This window comes from Pseudoalteromonas sp. TB25, from assembly GCF_000497995.1.
Taxonomy (GTDB): Bacteria; Pseudomonadota; Gammaproteobacteria; order Enterobacterales; family Alteromonadaceae; genus Pseudoalteromonas; species Pseudoalteromonas distincta.
In genome coordinates this window covers 1-600 of sequence record NZ_AUTI01000113.1, presented here as the reverse complement: position 1 = coordinate 600, position 600 = coordinate 1, and the positions used below count along the sequence as shown (strand labels likewise).

Annotated in this window: 1 pseudogene; it reads right to left on the bottom strand. The window is 44.3% G+C overall.

From position 1 onward, the window contains the following. Positions 1 to 600 (bottom strand): annotated as a pseudogene (locus tag L652_RS0102370) (amidohydrolase); the annotation flags it as partial.

Here is a 600-nt window from a genome sequence, read left to right as displayed (position 1 = left end):
CCAGCCATATTACCCATACGGGTTGAAGGCAATACACCTTGACGACCATAAACACGTTTAGGGTTTTCACCACACGCCATTTTTAAACCATACGGCGCCTCTGGAAATTTCATCCCTTGCATAGTGTGCGCTGGTACGTTTTTAAGCGTAACGCCGCGTCCACCAAATAAGTTAGCTGAGCCTGGTAAAATTTGTAGAGAAGTAATGCCGCCTTCGCGTGCACGATTAAAGCCTGGGTCTTGTGGCCAAACAGAATGCTCAACCCACACTTCTGCAGTGTTAGGGCTGGTCATTTCGTTACCATCTTGATGCGACTCGACCGAAGGACTTGGGTATGCGCCTAAATGTGAATGTACGTCAATAATACCCGGTGTTACCCATTTTCCATGTGCATCAATTGTAATATCAGCAGTCGCTGTTAAGTCTTTACCGACTTGTTGTACTTTACCATCAACAAGTAATACATCAGCCTCATCTAAACGCTCACCAGTACCTGTAAGTACTGTTGCATTTGTGATAAGAGTGCTTGATGTAGAAAGTGGCTGATAAGTACTTGGGTAAGGATTTTTGTTAATTGTTATTTTATCGTCTTGTGGGCCG